General features: G+C 51.6%; 19 protein-coding genes. 11 read left to right on the top strand and 8 right to left on the bottom strand.

Annotated elements, in window-relative coordinates:
* Positions 1–40 precede the first annotated feature (40 nt).
* A complete protein-coding gene (locus A4308_RS04595) occupies positions 41–313 on the top strand; it encodes a barstar family protein (RefSeq protein ID WP_045281399.1) in 273 nt (90 codons plus the stop codon).
* Between the two features lie 67 nt (positions 314–380).
* Here the strand turns inward: A4308_RS04595 and yhcN (A4308_RS04590) are convergent, their stop codons facing one another.
* The 3 genes from yhcN (A4308_RS04590) to argR form a co-directional block, all read right to left on the bottom strand.
* A complete protein-coding gene (gene yhcN / locus A4308_RS04590; protein WP_014885424.1) occupies positions 381–647 on the bottom strand; it encodes a peroxide/acid stress response protein YhcN in 267 nt (88 codons plus the stop codon).
* A gap of 110 nt (positions 648–757) precedes the next feature.
* Positions 758–1,021, bottom strand: coding sequence for a peroxide/acid stress response protein YhcN (gene yhcN, locus A4308_RS04585; protein ID WP_014885423.1), 264 nt, complete (start codon positions 1,019–1,021; stop codon positions 758–760).
* Positions 1,022–1,396: 375 nt separating this feature from the next.
* The gene (gene argR / locus A4308_RS04580; RefSeq protein ID WP_008502836.1) at positions 1,397–1,867 is read right to left on the bottom strand and encodes a transcriptional regulator ArgR; all 471 of its coding nucleotides are present in this window, start codon (positions 1,865–1,867) and stop codon (positions 1,397–1,399) included.
* A gap of 397 nt (positions 1,868–2,264) precedes the next feature.
* Here argR and mdh point away from each other — a divergent pair, with 397 nt between their 5' ends.
* Positions 2,265–3,203, top strand: coding sequence for a malate dehydrogenase (gene mdh / locus A4308_RS04575; protein ID WP_014885422.1), 939 nt, complete (start codon positions 2,265–2,267; stop codon positions 3,201–3,203).
* A 91-nt stretch (positions 3,204–3,294) separates the two neighbouring features.
* Here mdh and degS read toward each other — a convergent pair whose 3' ends face one another.
* The 3 genes from degS to zapG all read right to left on the bottom strand — a co-directional run bounded on the left by degS (position 3,295) and on the right by zapG (position 6,391).
* Positions 3,295–4,362: an outer membrane-stress sensor serine endopeptidase DegS gene (degS, locus tag A4308_RS04570; protein WP_014885421.1), complete on the bottom strand. Its 1,068-nt coding sequence runs from the start codon at positions 4,360–4,362 to the stop codon at positions 3,295–3,297.
* Positions 4,363–4,454: 92 nt separating this feature from the next.
* A complete protein-coding gene (degQ, locus tag A4308_RS04565; RefSeq protein WP_023331415.1) occupies positions 4,455–5,822 on the bottom strand; it encodes a serine endoprotease DegQ in 1,368 nt (455 codons plus the stop codon).
* Positions 5,823–5,992: 170 nt separating this feature from the next.
* Complete coding sequence (gene zapG, locus A4308_RS04560; protein WP_010436126.1) at positions 5,993–6,391, bottom strand: Z-ring associated protein ZapG; 399 nt, start codon at positions 6,389–6,391, stop codon at positions 5,993–5,995.
* 189 nt (positions 6,392–6,580) lie between these two features.
* On the opposite strand from zapG, the gene zapE reads away from it, so the two are divergent.
* The 3 genes from zapE to rpsI all read left to right on the top strand — a co-directional run bounded on the left by zapE (position 6,581) and on the right by rpsI (position 8,873).
* Positions 6,581–7,705, top strand: a complete 1,125-nt coding sequence (zapE, locus tag A4308_RS04555; RefSeq protein ID WP_023331414.1) for a cell division protein ZapE — start codon at positions 6,581–6,583, stop codon at positions 7,703–7,705.
* 331 nt (positions 7,706–8,036) lie between these two features.
* A complete protein-coding gene (gene rplM / locus A4308_RS04550) occupies positions 8,037–8,465 on the top strand; it encodes a 50S ribosomal protein L13 (RefSeq protein ID WP_003860434.1) in 429 nt (142 codons plus the stop codon).
* 15 nt (positions 8,466–8,480) lie between these two features.
* Positions 8,481–8,873 (top strand): 30S ribosomal protein S9, encoded by a 393-nt coding sequence (rpsI, locus tag A4308_RS04545; protein ID WP_003860436.1) that lies wholly within the window; start codon positions 8,481–8,483, stop codon positions 8,871–8,873.
* A 10-nt stretch (positions 8,874–8,883) separates the two neighbouring features.
* Here the strand turns inward: rpsI and A4308_RS22385 are convergent, their stop codons facing one another.
* Positions 8,884–9,183, bottom strand: a complete 300-nt coding sequence (locus A4308_RS22385) for a hypothetical protein (protein ID WP_137675620.1) — start codon at positions 9,181–9,183, stop codon at positions 8,884–8,886.
* Between A4308_RS22385 and sspA the strand changes: the two genes are divergently transcribed.
* From sspA to A4308_RS04505, 6 genes are all read left to right on the top strand, one after another.
* Positions 9,182–9,820, top strand: a complete 639-nt coding sequence (gene sspA / locus A4308_RS04530) for a stringent starvation protein SspA (protein ID WP_014885418.1) — start codon at positions 9,182–9,184, stop codon at positions 9,818–9,820. The two genes, A4308_RS22385 and sspA, sit on opposite strands and share 2 nt — an antisense overlap.
* 5 nt (positions 9,821–9,825) lie before the next feature.
* Positions 9,826–10,320: a ClpXP protease specificity-enhancing factor gene (sspB, locus tag A4308_RS04525; RefSeq protein WP_014885417.1), complete on the top strand. Its 495-nt coding sequence runs from the start codon at positions 9,826–9,828 to the stop codon at positions 10,318–10,320.
* A 453-nt stretch (positions 10,321–10,773) separates the two neighbouring features.
* Entirely contained in the window at positions 10,774–11,457 is a 684-nt protein-coding gene (locus A4308_RS04520) for a DUF1120 domain-containing protein (RefSeq protein WP_059372552.1), read from the top strand.
* A gap of 120 nt (positions 11,458–11,577) precedes the next feature.
* Complete coding sequence (locus tag A4308_RS04515; RefSeq protein WP_045281402.1) at positions 11,578–12,282, top strand: fimbria/pilus chaperone family protein; 705 nt, start codon at positions 11,578–11,580, stop codon at positions 12,280–12,282.
* A gap of 4 nt (positions 12,283–12,286) precedes the next feature.
* Positions 12,287–14,707 (top strand): fimbrial biogenesis usher protein, encoded by a 2,421-nt coding sequence (locus A4308_RS04510; RefSeq protein WP_045281403.1) that lies wholly within the window; start codon positions 12,287–12,289, stop codon positions 14,705–14,707.
* Complete coding sequence (locus A4308_RS04505) at positions 14,704–15,264, top strand: hypothetical protein (RefSeq protein ID WP_032635417.1); 561 nt, start codon at positions 14,704–14,706, stop codon at positions 15,262–15,264. Before A4308_RS04510 ends, A4308_RS04505 begins: the two co-directional genes overlap by 4 nt.
* A gap of 114 nt (positions 15,265–15,378) precedes the next feature.
* Here the strand turns inward: A4308_RS04505 and gltD are convergent, their stop codons facing one another.
* On the bottom strand, positions 15,379–16,797 hold the full coding sequence (gene gltD / locus A4308_RS04500; RefSeq protein WP_045134760.1) for a glutamate synthase subunit GltD: 1,419 nt from the start codon (positions 16,795–16,797) through the stop codon (positions 15,379–15,381).
* Between the last annotated feature and the right edge of the window lie 5 nt (positions 16,798–16,802).

Raw genomic sequence — 16,802 nt, 5'->3', positions numbered from 1 at the left:
TGGAGCGGCATCTGCCGCTCGCCTGGACTGGTGGCTGGTAATGAAAACCTATACCTTTGATTTTGATGAGATAGACAGTCAGGAAGACTTCTACCGGGAATTTACACGGGTGTTTGATCTTGAACAACAAAGCGTGACGAACCTGGATACGCTGTGGGATGTGGTAACCGGCAGTCTGTTGCCGCTACCGCTGGAAATAGAGTTTATCCATCTGCCCGATAAGCTGCGCAGACGTTTCGGGGCGCTGATATTACTGTTCGATGAAGCGGAAGAAGAGCTGGAAGGACAACTGCGTTTCAATGCTCGCCACTGAGCAAGCCATAAAAAAGCCCCTGACCATCAGGCCAGGGGCAAGTCGTATGATGAGATACGACGAGGGTTTATTTATACAGTTCTGCCGTGGCATGCCAGTGGTCACCCTGATTCAGTTCGGTGACGCGATAGCTGCTGGCGCCTGCTTTTTCAGCTTTGGCGGCAAGTTCCTGACGGATATCCATCGGTGAGCCGGTGACCGACGTGACGGATACGCTGCCCATACGCTGCAGATTTTGTGCCTGGTCGGCATTCACTTGCTGTACGGCTGCGCTTGCGCCGAAAGAGAGAACGGATGCCAGACCGAGGGTTGCGATGATCAATTTGGTTTTCATAGTCTTTACTCCTGGAAAAGGTTTTTGCTCAACGGCGAGAAGGGTTGAACCGCTATTTTTATGCCTGGTGCCGTTGAGTGGAGAATTACATCTTCAGTGATAACTAAAACTTATTTGTACAGCTCTGCGGTTGCGTGCCAGTGGTCACCGGAACGCGCTTCGATGATGCGATAAGATGATGCACCTTTTTCTTCCGCTTTTTTGTTCAGCATTTCATGCATGTCCATTGGCGACGTGCCGACTGCACCGACCGAAACCGTACCGATTGCCTCACGGGATTGTGCCTGGTCAGCATTAATAGCGTCAGCCGCGAAAGCACCGAAGGACAGGACAGACAGGACGCTCAGCGCCGCTACAGTAGTTTTGATTTTCATGATTCTTACCTCGTCGAATTTTTTAGTGGGGTCTTGTTTCGTGACCCTCATCACAAAATCAAGTATACACTAATAACGGTAAAAATTAATACCAGACTAATGGTTTCCTGTGTTATTACGTGTTAAACACACCGTTTTTTATAACCAAAATGCATAATATTGAGTGATTTTTGAGCTTTAAGTGTGTTTTAATCTAAGCAAATCATATGGATATCTGCTTTTGATTTTTTGTGCGATTTTTTGATTTATCATTCACCAGATGAATGTTAATAGGTGGTAAAAAGCACTATTTGTTAAAACCAGAGGCAGTGGAATGCAGGGGAAAACGAGGCTGGAGCAGGATGTTCCCCGTAGCAGCGCTACGGGGAGAGAGGATTACAGTTCCTGTTCGAACAGAACCAGAATCGCTTCGTGGAGATCTTTTACGGAGAAACCGCTGGCCGGGGTGGTAAAAATGGTGTCGTCGCCTGCGATGGTACCCAGGATGCCCTCCGTTTTACCTAACGAGTCCAGCATGCGGGCAATCAGCTGTGCGGCACCAGGGCTTGTGTGGATCACCACCACGGCGTCGTTATAGTCGATATCCAGAACCAGATTTTTGAGGGGGCTGGAAGTGGTCGGCACGCCAAGTTCAGCCGGCAGGCAATAGACCATCTCCATCTTCGCGTTACGGGTACGTACCGCGCCAAACTTAGTTAACATGCGGGAGACTTTCGACTGATTGATGTTATCGAAACCTTGTTCCTGCAGCGCCTGAACAATTTCTCCCTGAGAACTGAATTTCTCTTCTTTGAGTAGCGCTTTAAACGCCTTTACTAATTCTTCTTGCTTAGACGAGCTTCGCATAAGTCACCCGGAATATGACGAAAGAAACAACATTATTATGCATGTGGATGAATTTTTATGCAAATTATCTACTCAGCGCAAGGCTGAAATAATGTTATGAAAGGGAGTGATTTTATCAGATTTCGTTATCAGAAAACATGCCTGGGTCACGCCACGCAAATAAGCTTAAAAGTAAATTAAATGTTATCAAAATGATGTTGTTTTGGTGGCGGGGCAGGGTGTATTGTAACCCCCTCTTAATGCGTTGCCTTCTGTCGTCAGATAGCCTTCTGATGAGAGATAAAGACGCGTGACCTCAAATTCTTTAGCTTCGAAAATTGTAATTAAAGACTTGCTGAATTAAGGTCGCGGCAACGGATTTACAGATACTTAAGTTAACCATAATAAGGAGTTTAGGATGAAAGTCGCAGTCCTCGGCGCTGCTGGTGGTATCGGCCAGGCGCTTGCCCTACTACTGAAAACCCAACTGCCTTCAGGCTCAGAACTCTCCCTGTACGATATTGCTCCGGTAACCCCAGGTGTGGCGGTTGACCTGAGCCACATCCCGACAGCTGTAAAAATCAAAGGCTTCTCCGGTGAAGATGCGCGTCCTGCACTGCAGGGTGCTGACGTGGTGCTGATTTCTGCAGGCGTGGCGCGTAAGCCAGGCATGGATCGTTCAGACCTGTTCAACGTCAACGCGGGCATCGTGAAAAACCTGGTGCAGCAGATCGCTGAAGTCTGCCCGAAAGCGTGCATCGGCATCATCACTAACCCAGTGAACACGACCGTCGCTATCGCGGCAGAAGTGCTGAAGAAAGCCGGTGTTTACGATAAAAACAAACTGTTCGGCGTGACCACGCTGGATATCATCCGTTCCAATACCTTTGTTGCTGAGCTGAAAGGCAAACAGCCAACAGAAGTGGAAGTGCCTGTCATTGGCGGTCACTCTGGTGTCACCATTCTGCCTCTGCTGTCGCAGATCCCAGGCGTGAGCTTCACCGAGCAGGAAGTGGCTGACCTGACCAAACGTATCCAGAACGCGGGCACCGAAGTGGTGGAAGCGAAGGCGGGTGGCGGTTCTGCAACGCTGTCTATGGGCCAGGCGGCGGCACGTTTCGGTCTGTCACTGGTTCGCGCTCTGCAGGGCGAAAAAGGCGTTGTTGAATGCGCTTACGTTGAAGGCGATGGCGAACATGCCCGCTTCTTCTCTCAGCCGCTGCTGCTGGGTAAAAATGGTATTGAAGAACGTAAGTCTATCGGTACGCTGAGCGCGTTTGAGCAAAACGCGATGGAAGGCATGCTGGATACGCTGAAGAAAGATATCACGCTGGGCGAAGAATTCGTTAATAAGTAAAACGAGCCAACTGCCGTAGGCCGGGTAAGCGTTAGCGCCACCCGGCAAAAAAAAACCGAAGCACTGACTGGCTTCGGTTTTTTTATGGCTGTCAGTTTGTTGCCGGATATTCCTGAACCGTCACATGCAGCGTCAGTTTTTTATCGTTACGCATGACTTCAACAGGGATGATCGAACCCGGACGAATTTCTGCCACCTGGTCCATCGTCTCCAGGGCAGAGACGGCCGGTGTGCCGTTAACCGAGACAATGACATCATTCACCTGAATCCCCGCGTTAGCCGCCGGACCGCCAGGCGATACCTCGTTGACCACAATGCCCTGAATCTGATCGATACCGCCGCCCTGGGTATGCATCGGTGCAATTTCGCGCCCGCCAATGCCGATATAGCCGCGGATGACGCGCCCGTCGCGAATCAGCTTATCCATAATCTTGGTCGCCAGCTGGAAGGGAATAGCAAAGCCGATCCCCTCCGGCGTCTCGCCGTCGTTGCTCTTATCGAACGAGAGGGTATTGATGCCCATCAGTTCGCCCAGCGAGTTAACCAGCGCGCCACCCGAGTTACCGTGGTTGATTGACGCATCGGTTTGCAGGAAATTCTGCCGCCCTGACGGGTTAAGGCCAATTCGACCGGTTGCGCTGATAATCCCCTGCGTGATCGTCTGGCCGAGGTTGTAAGGGTTACCGATAGCCAGGACCACATCGCCAATGTGTGGCGTGCGTTTGCGGTTAATCGGAATGACCGGCAAACCCCCGGTGGCATTGATTTTGAGCACGGCAAGGTCGGTCAGGCTGTCAGAACCCACCAGCAATGCTTCAAACACGCGGCCATCCTGCAGGGCAACGATGATTTGGTCGGCATCGTTGATCACATGTTTGTTGGTAATAATGTAGCCGCGCTCGTCCATAATCACCCCGGAGCCCAGCGTGCGGATCTCAAGCTGGTTATGGGCCGAGCTATTGAGGCCGCGGTTATAAACGTTAACCACGGCAGGGGCGGCACGGCGAACGGCCGTGTTATAGGTTGCTGGCGTTTCATCCGCGCTGTCGAACTGGGGAGCGGACAGTTTATTGAACTGACGCAAAGACGGCATCGCCAGCAGCAGCAGGCCAGCGACAATCAAACCGATAACAATGGAACGTAAGAGCTTTGAAAGCATGATGCGCGTGTCGTGATAAAAGGAACGATTTGCAGCATAACATGAGTTATCCGGACATCACACGCAGCGGTGATGTCCGGGATAGCAAATGCTTAGCGCAACAGAATGTAGATGGACTCATTGCCGCGCATCACCTGCAGGGCAATGACCGCCGGCTTGCTCTCCAGCACTTTGCGAAGTTCAGCGATGGATTGCACGCGATTACGGTTTACGCCAATGATGACGTCTTCCTGATGCAATCCGGCCTGCGCGGCAGGGCTGCTCTTCTCAACGGTGTCGATGCGAATGCCTTTCGTACCGTCTTTCAGTTGCCCGTCGCTCAACGTTGCCCCTTGCAGCGCAGGGGCGATAAGCTCCGCGCTGGCCGATGACGAGGTACTCTTATCCAGCGTCACTTCGACGTTCAACGGCTTACCGTCACGGATCAGACCGAGTTTCACCTTCGCACCGGGCTCAGTCGTGGCAATACGCGAGCGCAATTCAGCAAAGCTGCTCAATGGCTTATCGTTGAGGCTGACGATTACATCGCCTGATTTGATGCCTGCTTTTGCCGAGCCGGAGTTTGGCAGCACTTCGCTGACAAAAGCACCACGCTGCACGTTAATATTGAACGCCTTCGCAATATCCGCACTCATCTCCATGCCTTTGATACCCAACAGCCCGCGTTTGACTTCGCCAAACTGGATAAGCTGCTGTGCCAGCGTTTTGGCCATATTGCTCGGGATAGCAAAGCCGATCCCGATACTGCCGCCGCCCGGCGCCAGTATCGCTGTGTTAATCCCAATCAGCTCACCGTTAAGGTTGAGCAACGCCCCGCCGGAGTTCCCGCGGTTGATCGAGGCATCGGTCTGGATAAAGTTTTCCAGACCTTCCAGATTCAGGCCGCTACGTCCCAGCGCAGAGATAATGCCGGAGGTGGCGGTTTGTCCTAAACCAAAGGGGTTGCCCACGGCAACGGCAAAATCACCGACGCGGAGTTTGTCGGAATCCGCAATGGCAATCTGGGTCAGGTTGCTCGGGTTTTGTACCTGCAGCAGTGCGATGTCACTCTGGTCATCGCCGCCAATCAGTTTGGCGTCAAATTCGCGACCATCGTTCAGCTGTACGCTGATTTTATCGGCCTGGCTGATGACATGATTGTTGGTCAGGATATAGCCTTTGGCCGCATCAATAATGACGCCGGAACCCAGACCTTCAAAGGGTTGTGCCTGCTGGTCAGGGCCCTCATCGCCAAAATATTTTTTCAGTTCTTCCGGTACGCGCTGGCTTTGTACTGCCGTGCCTTCAACCTGCACGCTGACAACCGCAGGCAACACTTTTTCCAGCATCGGCGCGAGGCTTGGAATGGCTGCTTGTCCCGGCACCTGTGAGGGCAACGCCGCACTGGCAGGGAAGGACGCCGAGAGGGATAACCCGACACTTAACGCTAAAGCGCTCAACAGCTGGTTTTTTTTCTTCATTGATGCTGACTCTCGTATCCTGGAATGAAAGAAGAACGGCCCAAAATCATAATGATGTTATTGAATTTTATACCGCTGAACAATGAGGCGTTTGACTAAATAATAGCTGGGGACGGGAAGAAAGGACGGGCGCAAGGGATGCGCCCGTAAAATATATTCAGGTTGTGCGATTAATCGCGTTTTGCGCCACCGCGTAGCAGACCGGATGCGCCGTCAGAATAGTCACGAGGCATCTGAACCGGAGCCTGATCGTTACCGGCCTCCGAGTCTGCCAGACGGTTGCGGAACGGGTTCGTTTCCGCGGTCATTTCCGGCAGCAGGCTGCTGGAGCTCTTCGCCATATGCTGATACAGCTGACGGTAGTCGGTTGCCATATTGTCCAGCAGCTCAGCGCTACGGGCAAAGTGGCTAACCAGCTCTTCGCGATACTCTTCCAGCTCTGCTTTGTTCTTTTCCAGTTCGTACTGCAGTGACTGCTGCTGACGCAATTTGCGGTTACCGAAACGCATGGCCACAGCACCGATCACGATGCCGACGACTAAACCGATTAGCGCATATTCCCAGGTCATGAACTTCTCCCGTTGTCTTGTTGTTCCGTAGGGTGTTGGCTCGGCTCCTGCCTGTGCCTGATAATGCCACTATAACCGCTATTTCCGCAGAAGTGGAATCCTGACGTATCATCGCGTAGTGTAGAACGGCCTTTTTTTCATCAGTCACGCCTGCTGGTGAGCGTTAATTGAAGGAATAACAATAAGATTATGCAAAACCTGTCCCCTGCGTCGCGATATCAACAGGCCCTTAACGAGGGCACGCACCAACCAGATGATGTTCAACGTGAGGCGGTAAACCGCCTGGAGATGATTTATCAGGAACTCACGGCAAAACCCGCTGACGTTGATCAGAGCAGTGGGCTAAAAGCGGCATTTGGACGATTGCTCGGTAAAAAAACGCCACAGACTCAGGCTCCGGTGCGTGGTTTATATATGTGGGGCGGGGTCGGGCGCGGAAAAACCTGGCTGATGGACCTGTTCTATCTCAGCCTGCCTGGCGCACGTAAGCAGCGTCTGCACTTTCACCGTTTTATGCTGCGGGTGCATGAGGAACTGACCGCGCTGCAGGGCAAAAGCGATCCGCTGGAGATTGTGGCCGACAGATTCAAGGCGGAAACAGACGTGCTCTGCTTCGATGAGTTTTTTGTGTCTGACATCACCGACGCCATGCTGCTAGGCGGCCTGATGAAAGCCCTGTTCGCCCGAGGGATCACGCTGGTGGCGACTTCGAATATTCCGCCCGACGAGCTCTATCGCAACGGCCTGCAACGGGCGCGCTTCTTGCCCGCTATTGATGCTATTAAGCAACACTGCGACATCATGAACGTGGATGCCGGGGTGGATTACCGGTTACGCACGCTGACCCAGGCCCATTTGTGGCTTTCGCCGCTCAATGCGGAGACTACCCGCGAGATGGATAAACTGTGGCTGGCGCTGGCGGGCACAAAACGTGAACATGCACCGACGCTGGAGATAAACCATCGCCCGCTGCCAACGCTCGGCGTCGAAAACCAAACGCTGGCGGTCTCCTTTACGACGCTCTGCGTGGATGCCCGTAGTCAGCACGACTACATTGCGCTTTCGCGTCTCTTCCACACCGTGATGGTACTGGATGTGCCGGTGATGACGAAACTGATGGAAAGTGAAGCGCGACGCTTCATTGCCCTGGTGGACGAGTTTTATGAGCGCCACGTTAAGCTGGTGGTCAGCGCCGAGGTACCTTTATATAAGATCTACCAGGGCGAGCGCCTTAAGTTTGAGTTCCAGCGCTGCCTGTCGCGGCTGCAGGAGATGCAGAGCGAGGAATACCTGAAGCGGGAGCATATGCCATAAATGCCACCCTCTCCCGTGGAGAGGGGCTGGGGGTGAGGTAAATGCTCCTCTCTCCCTGTGGGAGAGGGGCCGGGGGTGAGGGCACCAGACCGCACAATACTTAACCCCCGAAAAACCCATTCCAAATCACATTTAAGGGTCGATCTTTGACCTCAACTTCTCTATAATCTTGCGACCCCACGTTACGAGAAGGTTTTTTTCCCGAAACTTTCTATGTGTCGGCATGTGCTATTCGAAGGGGTAGGTTTGCCGGACTTTGTCGTGTGAACCTCAACTGACTAAACGTTTGGGTGTTCACCAACGTGTAACTTATTATTTGGGTAAGCTTTTAATGAAAACTTTTACAGCTAAACCAGAAACCGTACAGCGCGACTGGTATGTTGTTGACGCGACCGGTAAAACTCTGGGCCGTCTGGCTACTGAACTGGCTCGTCGCCTGCGCGGTAAGCATAAAGCGGAATACACTCCGCACGTTGATACCGGTGATTACATCATCGTTCTGAACGCTGATAAAGTTGCTGTAACCGGCAACAAGCGTACTGACAAAATGTACTACCACCACACCGGCCACATCGGTGGTATCAAAGAAGCGACCTTTGAAGAGATGATTGCTCGCCGTCCTGAGCGTGTGATTGAAATCGCGGTTAAAGGCATGCTGCCAAAAGGCCCGCTGGGTCGTGCTATGTTCCGTAAACTGAAAGTTTACGCAGGCAACGAGCACAACCACGCGGCACAGCAACCGCAAGTTCTTGACATCTAATCGGGATTATAGGCAATGGCTGAAAATCAATACTACGGCACTGGTCGCCGCAAAAGTTCCGCAGCTCGCGTTTTCATCAAACCGGGCAGTGGTAAAATCGTAATCAACCAGCGTTCTCTGGAACAATACTTCGGTCGCGAAACTGCCCGCATGGTAGTTCGCCAGCCGCTGGAACTGGTTGACATGGTAGAAAAACTGGATCTGTACATCACCGTTAAAGGTGGTGGTATCTCCGGTCAGGCTGGTGCGATCCGTCACGGTATCACCCGCGCTCTGATGGAGTACGACGAATCCCTGCGTTCTGAACTGCGTAAAGCTGGCTTCGTTACTCGTGACGCTCGTCAGGTTGAACGTAAGAAAGTGGGTCTGCGTAAAGCACGTCGTCGTCCACAGTTCTCCAAACGTTAATCCATTCTGCTTACGCAGAACGATTGGCGAAAAACCCGCTTCGGCGGGTTTTTTTATGGATAATGCGCAGGTTATCCACAATATCCATGCATATATCTTCTCTTTTTCCTCTTTTCCAGAATCCCCTCACCACAAAGCCATCAAAATCTGGTAAACTATCATCCAATTTTCTGCCCAAATGTCGGTGAATACTCGATTTTTGTTCGATTCCTGAACAATGTGTCTTCTCTGGGATGGGCGATACAACATCTTGCTGGCCCCTGTTGGGCCGGTAGCAGTAAAAATTCTGAATATACCTGGAGGTTTTCATGGCTGTCGCTGCCAACAAACGTTCGGTAATGACGCTGTTTTCTGGTCCTACTGACATTTATAGCCATCAGGTTCGTATCGTGCTGGCCGAGAAAGGTGTCAGTTTTGAGATCGAGCATGTGGAAAAGGATAACCCGCCTCAGGATCTGATCGATCTCAACCCGAGCCAAAGCGTACCGACGCTGGTGGATCGCGAGCTGACCCTGTGGGAATCCCGTATCATTATGGAATACCTGGATGAGCGTTTCCCGCATCCGCCGCTGATGCCTGTTTACCCTGTTGCGCGTGGTGAAAGCCGCCTGTACATGCAGCGTATCGAAAAAGACTGGTACTCGCTGATGAACGTCATCACCAGCGGTTCCGCTTCTGAAGCCGATGCAGCGCGTAAGCAACTGCGCGAAGAGCTGCTGGCCATTGCCCCTGTATTTGGTCAAAAACCCTTCTTCCTGAGCGATGAGTTCAGCCTGGTGGATTGCTACCTGGCGCCGCTGCTGTGGCGTTTGCCAACCCTGGGCGTAGAGTTCAGCGGTCCTGGCGCGAAAGAGCTGAAGGGCTATATGACCCGCGTATTTGAGCGCGACTCTTTCCTGGCATCTTTAACTGAACCGGAACGTGAAATGCGTCTCGGCCGAGGCTAATGACTGTGGAAATGTCACAACTGACCCCACGCCGTCCGTATCTGCTGCGCGCCTTCTATGAATGGCTGCTGGATAACCAGCTCACGCCGCACCTGGTTGTGGATGTGACGTTGCCGGGCGTGCTGGTTCCAATGGAATATGCACGCGACGGACAAATCGTACTGAACATCGCGCCACGCGCGGTGGGTAACCTCGAACTGGCCAACGACGAAGTGCGCTTTAACGCGCGTTTCGGCGGTGTACCGCGTCAGGTTTCTGTGCCGCTGGCTGCGGTGCTGGCGATTTATGCGCGTGAAAACGGTGCAGGCACCATGTTTGAGCCGGAAGCGGCGTATGACGAAGACGCAATTCACGTCAATGACGATGAAGAAGCTGGCGCTGAAGGTGAAACGGTCATGTCGGTGATCGACGGCGATAAGCCCGACCATCACGACGACGACGATCCTGATGACACACCGCCGCCGCGCGGTGGTCGTCCAGCACTACGCGTAGTGAAATAAATCCGCTTGCGGCCTGTTTATTAAAAGCCAGTGATATCACTGGCTTTTTTTTATTCTTATTTCAAATAATCGTGACGATAGGTATAAACAAGCATTGTTTATACCTCTTGATTCTTCATCACTTGGTTAATAATTAAATGGATTTATAATTCCTGTGAATTATTGTGATTTAAGCCAATATCAAAACAGTGATAAAAGTAAAGGTAAATTTTGGGTAATATTATTTTTTTGATGTTAATCTCCTTTTTAAACGAGTAATTCCTTAATAAATTAAGGAAATAATCATTTTTTTGATATTCTTAATATCAAAATTAATTTTGCTAAATTGCATGTATTTATAAAAATAATATTATGGGCGCATGCTGACAAGCATGACTACAATCAGTAATCGGTAAAGGCATTTACCATTACGTGATTTAATATTGCAATTTCTCGTATGTTAAGGATTAACAAGTGAAAAAAGTATTACTCGCTACCGCCCTTTCTCTGTGTGTAACATCAGCATTTGCTGCTAACCCTACCGCTGTTCTGAAGGTTAAGGGTACGCTGACAAATGCAGCATGTACGCCAACATTAAGTAATGGTGGTACCGTTGACTACGGTACAATTAATCTGGGCAATTTGAGTGCTACAGCGGTTAACCAGCTGGGTCAGAAAAATATCGACCTGACCATTAATTGCACCGCGGCAACGAAAGTCTCCTGGAACATGGTTGACGATCGCAAAGATTCAAACGCGAAACTCGAAGTTGAGAATGGCATGTTTGGTGGGGATTCTCAGACTTCTGAAAGCCAGCTTTATGGTGTCGGTAAAACTACAGGTGCAACACCAGTAAGCATCGGTTCTTATTCAATGTTTGTTAAAACTGACAGCGTAGTGGCTGATGGTGCTACTGTTGATCCAATTTACCAGCAGGGCTCTGCAGGTGTATGGACTAAGAGCAGCAACGGTTCTACTCAGGGCGACAACTATCGTGATTTCACCGTTGCGACTGTTGGCTCTTTGGCTCCTCTGGCGTTCGAAACTGCAACCTTCCCACTGGTAACCTCCCTGGCGATCCAGGATACCACCACGCTGGCGATCACTGATGACACCCAGCTTGACGGTCAGGTAACAATCAGTCTGCGTTATCTGTAAGACTTTTTAATCGAGTAAATGTTATTTAATTACCGGAGAGTAAATGCGCTGCATTTACTCTCTTTTTAACGGCGCGATAAACATGGACTGTTCTGTTGTTGCTTTCAAGGAGATATTATTATGCAAGGTTTAAAATTCACTTTAATTAATACACTTATTACTGCCACATTATTGTCTGCCAGTGTTGCTGTACATGCAGAAGGCATGGTGCCTGAAACCAGTCTGTTAATCATTGATGAAGCGACGCACAGTGGAACGATAAACGTCAAGAATACCGACTCGCACCCTTCACTTTTATATACAAATGTCGTTGATCTGCCGGATGATACCGGTCTTAAGCTTATTGCGACGCAGCCAGTGGTACGTCTTGAGCCAGGTCAGACGCAGCAGTTGCGCTTTATTCTTCAGAATAAACAACCGTTGGACGTTGAGCATTATAAACGCGTCACGTTCGACGGTATTCCACCTAAAAACGATGATAAAAAAATCAAGATCGGTATAAACATTCGCCAGGATATCCCCGTGCTTATTCGTCCGGCATCTCTGGGAGTGGTTACTGATGCCTGGAAGTTCCTTAAGTGGTCTTCAAACGGCGCGTCTGTCACCGTGAAAAACCCTAGCAAATATGTGGTCCGTCTTGGGCAGAACGTAATGCTGCTGCCTTCAGGTGTGAGTGCCACTCTGTCCAAAACCTACATTCTTCCTGGCGAAACGCTAACGGCTGATATGAAAAAGAAAGTCAGCGGTGACAGCAGCGTTAAGTTTTTCCCGGCCAGCCGCTATGGCGTTGAGGTACCGAGCTTTACGTCGGAATTAAATAAATAGGGATATGACGGTGATTAAACAAAGCCGCCTTGCATTTTGTGTCCGCGCCATTCTTTGCGGCACATTACCTCTGGTATTACTTGATTCGACATCCGTCCTGGCGAGGGAAGTCACCTTCGATACGGGGATTATGCAAACGCTGGGGTTGAATACAGATCTCAACCATTACTTCGCTGAAGCACCGCGATTTTTACCCGGAACCCACTCCGTTTCGGTGAAGGTCAATGGGAAAGAGCGAGGAATGGCTGCAGTTCGTTTCAACAAAGATGGCGTGCTTTGCTTTGACAACGATCTCATGGAGTTTGCCGGGCTGATGCCTGTGCCAATAAAGTCCGATGAGACGTGTCACGATATTCGTGATAACTATCCTAAAGCCATCATCAACGCTTTGCCTAACCAGGAAGCCGTTGAACTCTATCTGCCAGCTGAAGCGGTGAACAGTCTGTCAGCAGATATCAAAAACTTTCAGCATGGCGGAACGGCGGCGCTGCTGAACTATTCATTGTTCAGTACCCATAACGACTATGGTGACAACGACACTAGCCGCTACTCTCAGGCCAGCCTGGAAGCCGGATTCAACACGATGGACTGGGCGCTGCGCAGCCGTTATATCCTGACGGATGACAACGGTAGCCGAAATGCTGAAAGCATTTACACCTATGCAGAACATGTATTTGCCGCGCAGAAGATGACGATGCAGGTGGGTGAAATCAACGCCATGTCTAACGTGTTGAGCGGCGTGCCGATTACCGGCGTGCAGTTTATGCCGACCAGCGGCCTGGCGAAAACAAGCTCTGGCGTGAGTGTTTCCGGTATCGCCCAGTCTTCCCAGGCACGTGTAGAAGTCCGCCAGAACGGGCAGTTGGTCTTCAGTACCCTTGTGCCTGCTGGCCCCTTCACGCTGGATGACGTGCCCGTGGTTCGCAACAATGTGGATCTGGACGTCTCGGTGGTAGAGTCCGATGGTGCGACTAACCGGTTTATTGTCCCGGCGTCTCAGGTAAGGGCGCGCAACCTTTCACGCCCACAGGGGCTGACCCTTTCTGTAGGTCAGGTGCGCAGCATCGAAAGCGAATATAGCGATCCGCTGGTAATGAACATTTCTGACGGCTGGCGCATCTCACCGTGGATGAATCTCCTGGCTTCTGGTGCAGCTGCGGAAAACTACCAGGCAGCAGGCGGCAGAACAGAGTTCCTGATAAACGATGACTGGACTCTTTCAACGGGCGCAGCAGTCAGCAGTGCAAGCTTTGGTGACAGCAGCAGCGGAGTAAAAACCGATCTGCAAAGTGATTATATCCTGAACCAGTATGTCGGTCTTTCAGGCAGTGCGACGCATTACAGCGGCGAGTACCGCGAAATTGCTGACGCAATGGATGACGATTATCAGGGATATGACAATACCTATTCTGGCAACGTTCGTTTCTCCTCCCCTCTGGCGGGGGTGTTTAGCGCAGGGTTCAACTACAACCAGACCAATGGTGGTAGGGATGACTCACGTTATCTCCTGCTGTCCTGGGGCAAGACCTTTTCGTACGCGTCAGTGTCCATGAACTGGCAAAGTGCGGTCGGTAATGTCGATGACGATCAGGACAATGAGATGTTCTACGTCAATGTGAGCATCCCGCTCGGTGGCAGTCAGTCGATCAGTTCCTATATGCGTAAACAGGGTGATAGCACCACCTATGGCGTGTCTAACAGCGGCTCGCTGGGAGACAATACGCACTATTACATCTCAGCCGATCGCGATCAGGATACCAAAGACAACAGCTTCAATGGCAACATCAACACTAACCTCCACTATACGCAGCTAAGCGTGGGGGGCGGAACCAGTGGTGATAATCAGCGGAACTACAGTGCGACATTGTCGGGTGGCGTGGCCATGCATAAAGAGGGCGTGACTTTCTCGCCGTATTCGATTCAGGATACCTTCGCGATTGCCAGACTGAGCGAGAAGAAGAGCGGCGTTGAAATTTCCACTCCGCAAGGCACCGTCTGGACCGATCCATGGGGCCAGGCCGTGGTGCCTTCTCTCAACGAATGGCATAACTCCCGCATAGAAATTGATGCTAACAAGCTGCCGCAGAGTATGACGCTTGCTAACGGCACGAAATATATCGCCGCAGGCCATGCTTCGGTCAGCGAGATTGATTTCAAAGTACTCAACAGCCGCCGCGTCATGCTGAGCGTAAAGCAGGCTAACGGTCAGCCCCTGAATAAAGGGATCTCGATTGTTGATGAGAAAGGTAACTATATCGTGACCACGGTTGATGATGGCCACGTCTTTATTAACGATGCCGATCAGCTGAGCGCCCTCTACGCGCTAGACGGTAACAATAACCGACTGTGTAAGATTGATTACACTCTGGCTGATAAGCGTGACGAAAATGCCTTCTACGAAGAAGTGAACGGAGTCTGCCGATGAACAGTCGACACTTATCGGGCTTAGTAGCCTTGCTGATGCTCGGTATGACAGGGGTAACCCATGCTGAAGACTGCCAGATCAGCCTCTCACAGCCGGTGGTGGATTATCACGAGATGCGTCGGGATACGATCGAAACGACGCAACAGGACTGGCACAAAATGGCCGATCGTGACATCACGGTCAACGTTTTCTGTCCTCAGACTCAGCAGATGGCGGTGTTACTGCGCGGTACAGCTGGAGATAAGGGGCGGTTTCTTTTTGGGCAGTCCGGTGGTGTCGCGGTCAAAATTGACAACATGACCGTTGATGGCAAAAGTTACAGTGTGGGTAAAACAGTTGATCAGCTAAATTTTACGCCTGAAAACGGTACGCCGACACCTCTCTACCTGCGTAATAACGAGGCGGTGATTGCGCTTGAGAATAACCAGGTTCCTTCCGGCCAGCAGATGAGTTTCAACGTAACGCTCTCGCCGGTTCTCAACGATAGCGCGTTCAGCCATCTGACAGATCAAACTACGCTGGAAAGTGATTTGTCCTGGAGTTTATTGACGAAGTAACCCTTCTCTTCGTGGCACCCCTTAAAAGCGGATCTGCATGCGGGGTAGGGTGATAATCAATGGCTGTAAACCGCATAAAAAAAGCCGGAGGGTAAATACCCTCCGGCTTTTTTCTTACACTTCCAGGTAGTTCATAATCCCGTCGGCCGCTTTACGCCCTTCGGCAATGGCTGTCACCACCAGGTCAGAACCGCGAACGATATCGCCACCCGCGAAGATTTTTGGGTTGCTGGTCTGGAAAGCGTTATCGCTGCCTTCAGGGGCGATAATACGACCCTGAGAGTCAAGCTCAACGCTGTGCTTCGCCAGCCACTCCATGCTGTGAGGACGGAAACCGAACGCCATCACCACGGCATCAGCCGGGATCACATGCTCAGAGCCTGCGACAATCTCTGCACGACGACGGCCTTTCGCATCCGGCGCACCCATCTCCGTGCGCGCCATCTTCACGCCGCTCACTTTGCCGTTAGCATTCACTTCAATACCCAGAGGCTGGATGTTGAACTGGAATTCCACGCCCTCTTCACGCGCGTTTTTCACTTCGCGTTTAGAGCCCGGCATGTTCTCTTCGTCACGGCGGTAGGCGCAGATGACGTGCGCCGCATTCTGACGAATAGAGGTACGCACGCAGTCCATCGCGGTATCACCGCCGCCCAGCACCACCACGCGTTTGCCTTCCATGCTGACGAACGGCTCGTCGGCGGTTTCGCCGTAGCCCATAATCTGCTTGGTATTGGCAATCAGGAACGGCAGGGCATCAAACACGCCCGGCGCATCTTCGTTCTCCAGACCGCCGCGCATGGACTGATAGGTGCCCACGCCGAGGAACACCGCGTCGTAATCCTTCAGCAGATCGTCGAGCTGCACGTCGCGGCCCACTTCCACATTCAGTTTGAACTCAATGCCCATGCCGGTGAAGATTTCACGGCGACGGGTCATGACCTCTTTTTCCAGCTTAAAGGCCGGAATACCAAAGGTCAGCAGACCACCGATTTCCGGATGACGGTCAAAGACCACCGCCTTCACGCCGTTGCGGGTCAGCACGTCCGCACAGGCCAGGCCCGCCGGGCCCGCACCGATGATCGCCACGCGCTTATCGGTTTGCTTCACGCCGGTCATATCCGGACGCCAGCCCATCTCGAACGCTTTATCATTGATGTAGCGCTCAATGTTACCGATGGTCACCGCACCAAACTCGTCGTTCAGGGTACAGGAGCCTTCACACAGGCGGTCCTGAGGACACACACGGCCGCACACTTCCGGCAGGGTGTTGGTCTGGTGTGAGAGTTCGGCGGCTTCAAAAATACGCCCTTCGTTGGCCAGCTTCAGCCAGTTCGGGATGTAGTTATGGACCGGGCATTTCCATTCGCAATAAGGGTTACCGCAGGACAGGCAGCGGTCTGCCTGCGCTTTGGCCTGGCCTTCTGAAAACGGCTCGTAAATCTCAACAAATTCAATTTTACGGATCTTCAGCGGTTTCTTTGGCGGATCAACACGCTGCAGGTCGATAAACTGGTATACGTTCTGGCTCATCTGAA

Origin of the sequence: Enterobacter sp. ODB01 (assembly GCF_001623605.1) — a bacterium.
GTDB classification, from domain to species: domain Bacteria; phylum Pseudomonadota; class Gammaproteobacteria; order Enterobacterales; family Enterobacteriaceae; genus Enterobacter; species Enterobacter kobei.
The sequence above is the reverse complement of the archived record's forward strand: the minus strand, read 5'-3'. Positions and strand labels throughout refer to the sequence as shown.

Bases quoted from the DNA above. Each gene is read 5' to 3' on its own strand.
- zapG (WP_010436126.1), bottom strand. From the start codon at position 6,391: ATGACCTGGGAATATGCGCTAATCGGTTTAGTCGTCGGCATCGTGATC.
- argR (WP_008502836.1), bottom strand. From the start codon at position 1,867: ATGCGAAGCTCGTCTAAGCAAGAAGAATTAGTAAAGGCGTTTAAAGCG.
- zapE (WP_023331414.1), top strand. From the start codon at position 6,581: ATGCAAAACCTGTCCCCTGCGTCGCGATATCAACAGGCCCTTAACGAG.
- A4308_RS04510 (WP_045281403.1), top strand. From the start codon at position 12,287: ATGACGGTGATTAAACAAAGCCGCCTTGCATTTTGTGTCCGCGCCATT.
- degQ (WP_023331415.1), bottom strand. From the start codon at position 5,822: ATGAAGAAAAAAAACCAGCTGTTGAGCGCTTTAGCGTTAAGTGTCGGG.
- gltD (WP_045134760.1), bottom strand. From the start codon at position 16,797: ATGAGCCAGAACGTATACCAGTTTATCGACCTGCAGCGTGTTGATCCG.
- rplM (WP_003860434.1), top strand. From the start codon at position 8,037: ATGAAAACTTTTACAGCTAAACCAGAAACCGTACAGCGCGACTGGTAT.
- sspA (WP_014885418.1), top strand. From the start codon at position 9,182: ATGGCTGTCGCTGCCAACAAACGTTCGGTAATGACGCTGTTTTCTGGT.
- A4308_RS22385 (WP_137675620.1), bottom strand. From the start codon at position 9,183: ATGAAAACCTCCAGGTATATTCAGAATTTTTACTGCTACCGGCCCAAC.
- yhcN (WP_014885424.1), bottom strand. From the start codon at position 647: ATGAAAACCAAATTGATCATCGCAACCCTCGGTCTGGCATCCGTTCTC.
- mdh (WP_014885422.1), top strand. From the start codon at position 2,265: ATGAAAGTCGCAGTCCTCGGCGCTGCTGGTGGTATCGGCCAGGCGCTT.
- A4308_RS04505 (WP_032635417.1), top strand. From the start codon at position 14,704: ATGAACAGTCGACACTTATCGGGCTTAGTAGCCTTGCTGATGCTCGGT.
- rpsI (WP_003860436.1), top strand. From the start codon at position 8,481: ATGGCTGAAAATCAATACTACGGCACTGGTCGCCGCAAAAGTTCCGCA.
- degS (WP_014885421.1), bottom strand. From the start codon at position 4,362: ATGCTTTCAAAGCTCTTACGTTCCATTGTTATCGGTTTGATTGTCGCT.
- A4308_RS04515 (WP_045281402.1), top strand. From the start codon at position 11,578: ATGCAAGGTTTAAAATTCACTTTAATTAATACACTTATTACTGCCACA.
- A4308_RS04595 (WP_045281399.1), top strand. From the start codon at position 41: ATGAAAACCTATACCTTTGATTTTGATGAGATAGACAGTCAGGAAGAC.
- yhcN (WP_014885423.1), bottom strand. From the start codon at position 1,021: ATGAAAATCAAAACTACTGTAGCGGCGCTGAGCGTCCTGTCTGTCCTG.